Raw genomic sequence first — 217 nt, 5'->3', positions numbered from 1 at the left:
ATGAAACAGCGGGAATCTATGAGTTCCATTGTATTCGGGAAAAACATTGCCGTACCTCATCCTTTGAAAGCCGTCGGTAGCAAACATCATTTTGCGGTAGCAATTGTCAAAAATGGTGTGAAATGGGATGAACAATATCTATCAATCAAAATTATCTTTTTAATGTCAATGTCAATTCATGATAATGATGGACTACCAGAGTTGACATCTGCCATTG

The 217-nt window shown here is 37.3% G+C and carries 1 protein-coding gene; it reads left to right on the top strand.

The annotated features are described in order from the left end of the window. Nucleotides 1-18 precede the first annotated feature (18 nt). Nucleotides 19-217: PTS sugar transporter subunit IIA (locus tag HMPREF2937_RS13135; RefSeq protein WP_257245428.1), on the top strand; the 199-nt coding region annotated here is incomplete at its 3' end.

Source organism: Staphylococcus sp. HMSC061G12, assembly GCF_001838465.1.
Classification (GTDB): Bacteria; Bacillota; Bacilli; order Staphylococcales; family Staphylococcaceae; genus Staphylococcus; species Staphylococcus simulans.
This window is presented reverse-complemented; position numbering and strand designations above follow the sequence as displayed.